The 10,013-nt window shown below is 62.2% G+C and carries 6 protein-coding genes; 5 read left to right on the forward strand and 1 reads right to left on the reverse strand.

Features of this window, described 5'->3' with window-relative positions; all coding sequences use genetic code 11:
- A complete protein-coding gene (locus GPL81_RS30260) occupies positions 1-978 on the reverse strand; it encodes a TauD/TfdA family dioxygenase (RefSeq protein WP_160109755.1) in 978 nt (325 codons plus the stop codon).
- 258 nt (positions 979-1,236) lie between these two features.
- On the opposite strand from GPL81_RS30260, the gene GPL81_RS30265 reads away from it, so the two are divergent.
- The 5 genes from GPL81_RS30265 (at position 1,237) to GPL81_RS30285 (ending at position 9,723) form a co-directional block, all read left to right on the forward strand.
- The gene (locus tag GPL81_RS30265; RefSeq protein WP_160109757.1) at positions 1,237-3,297 is read left to right on the forward strand and encodes a TonB-dependent receptor; all 2,061 of its coding nucleotides are present in this window, start codon (positions 1,237-1,239) and stop codon (positions 3,295-3,297) included.
- A 116-nt stretch (positions 3,298-3,413) separates the two neighbouring features.
- Complete coding sequence (locus GPL81_RS30270) at positions 3,414-4,835, forward strand: diaminobutyrate--2-oxoglutarate transaminase (protein WP_160109759.1); 1,422 nt, start codon at positions 3,414-3,416, stop codon at positions 4,833-4,835.
- 66 nt (positions 4,836-4,901) lie between these two features.
- A complete protein-coding gene (locus GPL81_RS30275; protein WP_160109760.1) occupies positions 4,902-6,056 on the forward strand; it encodes an efflux RND transporter periplasmic adaptor subunit in 1,155 nt (384 codons plus the stop codon).
- A gap of 15 nt (positions 6,057-6,071) precedes the next feature.
- On the forward strand, positions 6,072-9,212 hold the full coding sequence (locus GPL81_RS30280) for a multidrug efflux RND transporter permease subunit (protein ID WP_160109762.1): 3,141 nt from the start codon (positions 6,072-6,074) through the stop codon (positions 9,210-9,212).
- 136 nt (positions 9,213-9,348) lie between these two features.
- Complete coding sequence (locus tag GPL81_RS30285) at positions 9,349-9,723, forward strand: fe2+ zn2+ uptake regulation protein (RefSeq protein ID WP_425502634.1); 375 nt, start codon at positions 9,349-9,351, stop codon at positions 9,721-9,723.
- Positions 9,724-10,013: the final 290 nt, after the last annotated feature.

Raw genomic sequence — 10,013 nt, forward strand, 5'->3', positions numbered from 1 at the left:
TCACGCCATGGCAACGATGACTTTGCGGTCACCGGTGTAAGGGTTGCGGCCGTGTGCGACCAGTCGATTGTCGAGCATCAGGATGTCGCCGGGCTGCCAGGGGAAGCTGATGGCGGTCTGGCGATAGACCTCGCGAACGGTGTCGAGCACCTCATCGGCAATGGCCGAGCCGTCGCCGAAGTACACGTGTCGCGGCAGGTTTTCTTCACCCACGGCGGCCAGCAGGCTGGCGCGCACACCGGGCTCGATGGCCGATACGTGGAACAGGTGCGCCTGGTTGAACCAGACCCACTCACCGGTATCGGGATGCTGCAACACGGCGGCGCAACGCTGGCGGGTGCACAGCTCGCCGTCGGCCTTCCATTCCCACTCGATGTCGTTGTCCTGGCAGTAACGCTCGACCTGGGCGCGATCCTCGGTGTTGAACACCTTCTGCCAGGGCAGGTCCAGCGCGCCGCTGTAGTTGCGTACGTAGAGCAGCTCGCGGCTGGCAAACAACTCGCGGATCTCGGCGGGCATGCGCTGATAGATCAGGCGGCTGTCGGCAATCGGCGTTTCGCCACCGGTTTCACTGGCCTTGATGCAGTGGAACCAGATGCGCGAAGGCCAGGGTCGGGTGTAGGCCTGCTCGTTGTGCAACGGAATGAATTGATGGGCCGGGTATTCGGTGGAGCTGTACACCCCGGCGAAGACTTTGCTGCGCGGTGTGGAGCCGAATTCGTAGCTGGCCAGCGGCGCGCCGAAACCGGCGGCGAAACGCTTGAAGTCGATGGGCGTGGGAACGGTGAAACCGCGAAACAGGACGCCGCCAACGGTGGTCAGTGCCTGGTCCAGCGTGTGGCGGATCGACGCGTCCAGATCATGGATCGACTGTCCCGGTTTCGCCTGTACCAGCACGGGCAACGTCGACTCGCGGCCGATCGTTGGGGCATCGGACAAGGGGGCGGAACGCCCGCTCAGGTGTTCGATTGAAGTCATCCTTGCACATCCTTTTTTTCTTTCTCGGTCAGTCGGTAGACGTTGGCGGACCTGAAAAAACAAGGCAAAGGTCACCAATGCAGCGTCCGACTGAGATGTATTCGCTCTGATACACGGCGGCATCTTAAATACAAATGAGATAGATTATCAATACTATTCCTTTAAGATTTTTTTTGATTTAGACTGCCGCCCGCTGTGGGGAAAGCAGCGTTCTGAACAAAAGAAACAACACCAATATCTGTCGCAGGGGAGCGGGGCGTGAATTTCAAAAAGACTACAATTGCGTTGGCTGTGGGGTCGGCAGTGTGCCTGTCCACCGGCGCATGGGCGGCCGGAGAGTCGGGCACGATGGAGCTTGCTCCTGTCACGGTGACGGGTGAGAAAATCAACCGTAGCCTGGAGAAAACCCAGTCGAGCGTGGTTGTGGTAACCGAGCAGCAACTGCGCGAGAAGGCGGACCATGACCTGATCGACGTGTTCGCCCGTACGCCGGGTGTGTACAACCAGGCCGGTAACGAAAACTGGGGTATCCGCGGCGTGCCGGTGTCCGGTTTCGATGACCAGGGCCCGGCCACGCTCAATGGCGCGGTCTCGGTATTTGTCGATGGCGCCGTACAACCGAACCGCGCACTGACCCTCAGCCCGATCCCGCTGTGGGACGTGGAGCAGGTCGAAGTCTTCCTGGGGCCGCAGTCCACCACCCAGGGCCGTAACTCCCTCGCCGGTGCCGTGGTCATCCAGACCAAGAATCCGACCTTCGTCCCGAGTTTTTCGGCACAGACCAACGTGGGGAACTACGGTGAGCGCGGCGCAGCGGTCGCCGGTGGCGGCTCGATCGTCGACGACAAGATCGCCGGGCGTATCGCCGTGGATTACCAGGAAGGTGACGGCTACATCGACAACGTCTTCCTCAATGACGATGCCAACCCGACCCGCACCAGCAACGTGCGCGGCAAGCTGCTGGTCCTGCCCAACGACGATCTCGACGTGTTGCTGACCTACGCCCACGACGAACACCGTCAGGGTGACAACTCGGTCATGCGCCAAAACGACAAGGTGCGTTACTACGACGTGTCGTCCAACACCAAGGCCTTTGACAACCTCAAGCAGGACACCGTCAGCGCCAAGATCGACTATCGCCTGAACGATGACTGGAGCCTGACCAGCCTGACGGCCAATACCAGCTCCGACTACAGTGCCCGCCTGGACTTCGACCAGGAGGCGATAGACAACGATGTGATCCTGCGCAAGCAGGATGGCGACCTGTTCAGCCAGGAGCTGCGTCTGAACTACAGCTCGGACACGGTGAAGAGCTTCGTCGGTGCCTACTACGGCCACAACACCAACAACTTCCACGACAAGTTGCTGTTCGATAACGAACTGGGCGGTACCACCAAGGGCGACACCACCATCGAAAACAAAGCGGTGTTCGGTGAAATCAACTGGACCTTCGCCCCGCGCTGGACATTGATCACCGGCCTGCGCTACGACCACGAGACGAACGATACCGACATCGACCAGGATGACTTCTCCAGCCCGGGCAATGTCAGCAAGTCGTTCGATGCCGTGTTGCCAAAACTGGGCATCAACTATGAACTGGCCGCGAACCAGTACCTCGGCTTCATGGTGCAGAAAGGCTATCGCGGCGGTGGCGTCAACGTGCGGGCCGGTGGCGGTCACGAGCCCTACGACCCGGAATACACCACCAACTACGAGTTGTCCTACCGGGGTTCGTTCTTCGACCAGACCCTGCGCACCCGCGCCAACCTGTACTACACCGACTGGAAAGACCAGCAGGTCAGCGTGCTCGACCCGGACACCCAGTTCGCGCACATCTTCAACGCCGGTCGCAGCGACATCAAGGGCCTGGAAGTCTTCGTGGAAAAGGACTTTACCGAGCAGTTGACGCTGAACCTCGGTGCCGCCGTCACCGATGGCAAGTACAAGGACTTCGTCACGGGCGATGGCCGGGACATGAGCGGGCAGGACTTCCTGTTTTCGCCCAAATACAAGATGTCGGTGGGCGGTACCTATCGCTGGAATGACCGCCTGACCCTCAACACTGACGTCATCTGGCAAAGCACCGCGCCGTCTGAGTTCGAATTCGACGACGCTGGCCAGGTCATCGGCGAGCGCAAGAGCGACAACTATTGGCTGGTCAACTTCAACTCTGAATACAAGCTCACCAAGAACGTCGCCGTATCGGGCTTCGTGAAAAATGCCTTCGACAAGGAATACGTCACCAACAACCGCAGCGGCGACATCGTCGATGTCGGCGCTCCGCGCACCGTGGGTCTGGTTCTGCGCTACGACATGTAAACCGATGGAAGCGGGGGAAGGAATCCCCGCGTCCGGTTTCACGGCTTTCGTTGCCTGAAGCATTCGAATTCAGGCAGCCCTGTTACTTCCCAAACCCAGCCTCCAAGGAGGAAATCATGAGTGCTTTCTCGAATGCCACATCCGGTGGCGCGCAACAGCTACGTCTGGCGCACACCGGGCTGTCGAGCCCTTACTGCCTTGATCCGACGCCGCTGCTGGAGCGCCAGCAACAGCAGGAATCCAATGCCCGCAGTTACCCTCGGCGCATTCCGCTTGTGCTGGAACGGGCTCATGGCATCTACGTGCAGGACAGTCGCGGCCAGGTCTTCGTCGATTGCCTGGCCGGTGCCGGCACCCTGGCGCTGGGCCACAACCACCCGGTGATTGTCCAGGCCATCACCCAGGTCATGGCCGCGGGCGTGCCGATGCATACCCTGGACCTCATGACGCCGGTGAAGGATGCCTTCGTACAGGAGATTTTTGGCTGCCTGCCTGCCGATTTCGCGCGAAACGCACGGATCCAGTTTTGCGGTCCCAGCGGTGCCGACGCGGTCGAAGCCGCGCTGAAGCTGACCCGTACCGCCACCGGCCGACACTCCGTGCTGGCCTTTGAAGGCGCCTACCACGGCATGACCCTGGGCACGCTGTCGATCAGCGGCAACCTGTCGCCGAAGAATGCCCTGGGCAGCTTGATGGCGGGCGTACAACGTTTACCGTTCCCCCACGATTACCGTTGCCCGTTCGGGGTGGCCGGCGAACAGGGCGTGACCTTGAACGTGCGTTACCTCGAGCATTTGCTCAACGACCCGGAAAGCGGCGTCACCGCACCGGCGGCGATGATCCTCGAGCCGATCCAGGGCGAAGGCGGGGTGATTACCGCACCGGATCGCTGGATGCAGGAACTGCGTCGGTTGACCCAGGCCCATGGCATTCCGTTGATCGTCGACGAGATTCAATGCGGCATCGCCCGCAGCGGCCGGATGTTCGGCTTCGAGCACTCAGGCATCACTCCGGACGTCATCACCTTGTCCAAGGCCATCGGCGGTGGCCTGCCGTTGTCGGTGATGGTCTACAACGATTCCCTGGACGTCTGGCAACCGGGCGCCCATGCCGGCACGTTCCGTGGCAATCAGCTGGCAATGGCTGCTGGCACCGCGACCTTACGCTTCATCCGCGATGAAGGCCTGGTGGCCCACGCCGAAACCGTGGGTGCGCACCTGCGCAAGCAGCTGCTGGGCCTGCAAAGCGAATTCAAGTGGATCGGCGATGTGCGTGGCCGTGGCCTGATGCTCGGCATGGAAATCGTCGACCCCCAGGGTGCCCTCGATGTCCAGGGCCATCCGCCGGTGGACACCGCCCGGGCCAAGGCCTTCCAGCAGGCCTGCCTGCAACACGGCCTGATCGTCGAGCTGGGCGGCCGTCACGGCGCCACCGTGCGCTTCCTGCCGCCGTTGATCATTACCGAACAGGAGATCGATTTCGTCACGCAGATCCTGTTCCGCGCGGCCAGCGCAATCAATGAGTGCCGTGCTGGTTGAAGTGACGATGCACAGGGCCTGCCGACCGAAACCGGCAGGCCCTTTTTCATTGAACAGGGAACGACAATGCAGAAGGCTTTCGCATCGATGAAACCCGCGTGGTTGTTGCTGGCGGTATTTGGGTTAAGTGCTTGTGGTGGCCAGGATCAGCCGCCGGAGCACAGCGCAGCAGTGCCCCAGGTGAAGACACTGACCGTGCAACCGCGAGCGTTTGCCATGACCACGGATTTGCCGGGCCGGATCGAACCGGTGCGCATCGCCGAAGTCCGCGCACGGGTGGCCGGCGTGGTGCTGACCCGGCATTTTCAAGAGGGCAGCGACGTCAAGGCCGGGCAATTGCTGTTCAGTATCGACCCGGCGCCGCTCAAGGCGGCCTTGATGCGTGCCGAGGGCGCGTTGGCCAAGGTCGAGGCCGATGTCTATCGCGCCAACACCCAGGTGCAGCGTTTCAAGCAACTGGTGGCGATCAACGCTGTCAGCCCGCAAGCGTTCGATGACGCGGTGTCCGACCTCAAGAGTGCCCAGGCCAATCGCCTGGCCGCCCAGGCCGACCTGACCACGGCGCAGCTCAACCTCGGTTACTGCCAGGTGCGCGCGCCAATCAGCGGCCGCATCGGTCGAGCCCTGGTCAGCGAAGGTGCGCTGGTGGGTCAGGACGAAGCCACGCAGATGGCGCGGATCCAGCAACTGGACCCGATCTACGCCGACTTTACCCAGTCCGCCGAGCAGGTGGTGGCCTTGCAGCAAGCCCTGGCCAATGGTCGCCTGACGCTGAACGGCAACGGCACCCCCGAGGTGACGGTGCAGGTGGGCAATCCGTCCCAGACCCGCCGCGGCAAGTTGATGTTTTCCGATATTTCCGTGGACCGCAGCACCGGGCAGGTGACCTTGCGCGGTGAGTTCCCCAACCCGGACAACGTGCTGTTGCCGGGCATGTACGTGCGTGTGGTGGCGCCGGCCGGGGTCGATCCGCAAGCGTTGTTCGTACCGCAGCAAGCGGTGCAGCGCGGGGCCGACGGCCAGGCCCGGTTGATGCTGGTGGACGCCACCGGCGTGGTGCGTGAGCGGGTGGTCAGCACCGGCGCGATGCTCGGCGCCGACTGGCAGATCACACAGGGACTGGCGGCCGGCGAGCAAGTGGTGGTCGAGCGAGCCGACAAACTCAGTGCCGGCACTCAGGTCAACGTCATCACGTTGGCCGGGCAGCAGGCCCGCAATTGACAGCCTGAGGTTCCGATGCCTGAATTTTTCATCAACCGTCCGAATTTCGCCTGGGTCATCGCGTTGTTCATCGCGCTGGCGGGGGTGCTGACGCTCGGCACCTTGCCGGTCAGCCAGTATCCGGACGTGGCACCACCACAAATCAGTGTCAGCGCCAGCTACCCCGGCGCTTCGGCGCAGATTGTCAGCCAGAACGTCACCAGCCTGGTCGAAGAAGAGCTCAATGGCCTCAAAGGCTTGATTTACTACGAGTCCAACAGTGCCAACGGCAGCGCCGAAACCACCATCACCTTCAAGCCGGGTACCGATCCCGACATGGCGCAAGTCGATGTGCAGAATCGCTTGCAACGGGTGATCGGGCGCCTGCCCCGGGCCGTGATCGAGCAAGGTCTGAAAGTGGAGCAGGTGCGCGCCAACTTCCTGATGATCTATACCTTGTCCTACACCGACGACCAGCAGGAATCGGTGGGGTTGGCGGACTATGCCGCCCGGGCTATCAATAATGAAATTCGCCGGGTGGCGGGTGTCGGGCGGGTGCAGATGTACACCGCCGAACGGGCGATGCGCATCTGGGTCGATCCGACCCGGTTGGTGGGCTACAACCTGTCGATGGCCGATGTCGGCAAGGCCATCGCCGCCCAGAACGTGCAAGTACCCGCCGGCAGCATGGGTGAACGTCCGGGACCGGCCGACCAGCACATTACCGCCACCGTGATGGTGCAGGGGCAGCTCGAGTCGGTGCAGGCGTTCGGCAACATTGTGCTGCGGGCCAACGATGATGGTTCCAGCGTCAGAATCCACGATGTCGCACGGGTGGAGCTGGGTCGCCAGGACTACCGCTTCGACGCGCGCCTCAACGGCAAGCCGACGGCGGCCATGTCGGTGCAATTGGCGCCGGGAGCCAATGCGCTGCAAACCGCGGCGGCGATCAAGACGCGGCTCGATCAGCTGTCGGGCACGTTGCCGGCGAACATGACCCTGAACGTGCCCTATGACACCTCGTATTTCGTCGACGTGGCGATCAAGCAGGTCATCTACACCCTGATCGAAGCCATGGTCCTGGTGTTCCTGGTGATGCTGCTGTTCTTGCAGAACCTGCGCTACACGCTGATCCCGGCGGTGGTGGTGCCGGTCTGCCTGCTGGGGACGATCGCGGTGATGGCGCCGCTGGGGTTCTCGATCAACATGATGACCCTGTTCGGCATGGTGCTGGCCATCGGCATTCTGGTGGACGACGCCATTGTCGTGGTTGAAAACGTCGAGCGGCTGATTACTCAGGAGCGGCTGTCGCCCAAGGAGGCGACCCGCAAGGCCATGCAGCAGATCAGCGGGGCCATCATCGGGATTACCCTGGTGCTGGCGGCGGTGTTCCTGCCCCTGGCGTTCATGGGCGGTTCGGTGGGCGTGATCTACCAACAGTTCTCCATGGCGCTGTCGGTGTCGATCCTGTTCTCCGGGTTCCTCGCGCTGACCCTGACGCCGGCCCTGTGCGCCACCTTGCTCAAACCCTTCGACCCGACGCACCAGCCCCGGCCGAACCGTTGGGCAAACGGTTTCAATCGACGCTTCGATGCCCTGGTCCAACGCTACGAACGGCTCGGTGCGAGCTGGGTTCGACGCAGCACCCGCAGCCTGTGCCTGTACCTGATGCTGTTGCTGGTGCTCGCCTTCACCTATCTGCGGTTGCCGTCCTCATTCATGCCGGCCGAGGACCAGGGTTACATCATCACCGATATCCAGCTGCCGCCCGCTGCATCGGCCTCGCGTACGGAGGCGACGGTCCAGGCCTGGGAACGCTACGCCCTGGCGCAACCGGCGACGGATCAGGTGCTGGCGATCATGGGCTTCAGTTTTTCCGGGGTCGGGGCCAATGCGGCGTTGTCCTTTGTCAGTCTCAAGGACTGGTCGGTCCGCGATCGCGGACAGGCCAGTGATGAAGTGGCCAGGCGTGCGAATGAGGCCTTTGAAAACGCCGCCGATGGCGCGCTGTTCAGCGTGGTGCCGCCGCCAGTGGAAGGCCTCGGTACGTCCAACGGTTTCGAGTTGCGCTTGCAGGACCTGGTGGGGCAGGGGCATGAAGCGCTGTTGAAGGCTCGGACCCAATTGCTGGAGGCCGCCAAGGCATCGGCGGTCATCGACTACCTGATGGAGGATGGCCTGGCCGATGCTCCGCAGATCAATGTCAGCATCGACCGCGAAAAAGCCGAGGCCCTGGGCGTGAGTTTCGATGTGATCAGTTCGGCGCTGTCGTCGGCCCTGGGGTCGGAGCAGATCAACGAGTTCGCCAATCAGGGGCGGATGCAACGGGTCATCATTCAGGCTGACGGTATCAGCCGGCAGACGCCCGAAGCGCTGCTGCGCCTGCAAGTGCCCAACCGGCAGAACCGCCTGGTGCCGCTGGAAGCGTTCAGTCGTTTCGAGTGGCAGGTCGGGCCGCTACAGATCGCGCGCTACAACGGCTCGGCGTCGCTGCGTTTTTCCGGCGATGCCGCCCCGGGTTACAGCACCGGACAGGCCATGGAAGCCTTGCAGAAAATCGCCCGGCAGTTGCCGGCCGGTTTCAGCCTCGAATGGGCCGGGTTGTCGTTGCAGGAACAACAGGCCAGCGACCAGGTGCCTTTGCTGGTCGGGTTGTCATTGACCATGGTGTTGCTGGTCCTGGTCGCGCTGTATGAAAGCTGGGCGATTCCTTTTGCCGTGCTGCTGATCGTGCCCATTGGCATGCTCGGCTCGGTGGTGGCGGTGACCGTGATGGGCATGCCCAATGACGTCTATTTCAAGGTCGGGCTGATCACGATCATCGGCCTGGCGGCGAAGAACGCGATCCTCATCGTCGAGTTTGCCAAGGCGCTTCACGCGCAAGGCGCCAGCCTGACCCAAGCGGCTGCCCAGGCAGCGCGCCTGCGCTTTCGCCCGATTGTGATGACGTCACTGGCCTTCATTCTCGGCGTAGTGCCCCTGGCCTTCGCCAGCGGTGCGGGTGCGGCCAGCCAGCGTGCAATCGGTACTGGCGTGATCGGCGGGATGCTGGCGGCGACGGTGCTGGGGGTTTTGTTCGTCCCGGTATTTTTTGTCTCGGTACTGTCTGTGGCGCAACGGTGGCGTGACCGCCGGGCCGTCCCCACGACTTCAATGGCAGACGATGGAGCGCAGTGAAATGGATCGATCGCCTGGGTAAGCCACCGCTACCGGTGTGGCCGCAGAAGCCACTCCGACGGTGAGATTGGTAAAAAATGTCAAAAACAACACCACCAATGTTAATGCCGAAACGCTACTGAAAAGGACCCTTCGCATGCACAACGCCTCAGCATCGACAAACGCTGTAACGCCTTTGCAACCCCCGGCCCGGATGGCTCAAGACGCTATCACCCTGAACCGCAAAACCAACAAGCCCATCCGCGAGTTGCTGCGCTTCTACGGACTGCGCACCAGCCTGATCCGCCTCAAAGTCATCGATGCCTTGCTGGTCGCCGCTTGGGAAGGTCGCGCCATCGGTGTGCATGGCGTGCTCGCCTATCTGGAATCATCGGCGGCCGAGTGGTCATTCATCAGCGTGCGTGAAGTGCTCAAGCGCTTGTGCGACGAGGGGGTCATCGACTATCAGGCGGACAGGAGCTACAGCTTTACCGCCGAGGCCTGCGAAATATTGATGCAGAACCCTGGCTGAGAAGGGGCTGGCAGGAACCCTTGGTTACTTGCAGGAGCTGGCTTGTCGGATCGCCGCATCGTAGCAAAGGCGGCCTGAGAGCCGACCTAACTGTTGCAGATGTACCAGATTCACTGTGGGAGCTGGCTTGCCAGCGATGGCGGCCTATGAGCCGACCTGATTTCACGGGTGCACTCGCTCTCCTGTGGGAGCGAGCCTGCTCGCGATGGCGGCCTGACCGAGTACATATCCATTCCTGCGGCAACGGCCACCAATGGTTCCGCCCTGACGGCGGGTCACTTGGAAGAGCC

The organism is Pseudomonas izuensis, from assembly GCF_009861505.1.
GTDB classification, from domain to species: domain Bacteria; phylum Pseudomonadota; class Gammaproteobacteria; order Pseudomonadales; family Pseudomonadaceae; genus Aquipseudomonas; species Aquipseudomonas izuensis.

Coding starts and splice junctions, on each gene's coding strand:
- GPL81_RS30260 (WP_160109755.1), bottom strand. CDS start 978: ATGACTTCAATCGAACACCTGAGCGGGCGTTCCGCCCCCTTGTCCGAT.
- GPL81_RS30270 (WP_160109759.1), top strand. CDS start 3,414: ATGAGTGCTTTCTCGAATGCCACATCCGGTGGCGCGCAACAGCTACGT.
- GPL81_RS30275 (WP_160109760.1), top strand. CDS start 4,902: ATGCAGAAGGCTTTCGCATCGATGAAACCCGCGTGGTTGTTGCTGGCG.
- GPL81_RS30280 (WP_160109762.1), top strand. CDS start 6,072: ATGCCTGAATTTTTCATCAACCGTCCGAATTTCGCCTGGGTCATCGCG.
- GPL81_RS30285 (WP_425502634.1), top strand. CDS start 9,349: ATGCACAACGCCTCAGCATCGACAAACGCTGTAACGCCTTTGCAACCC.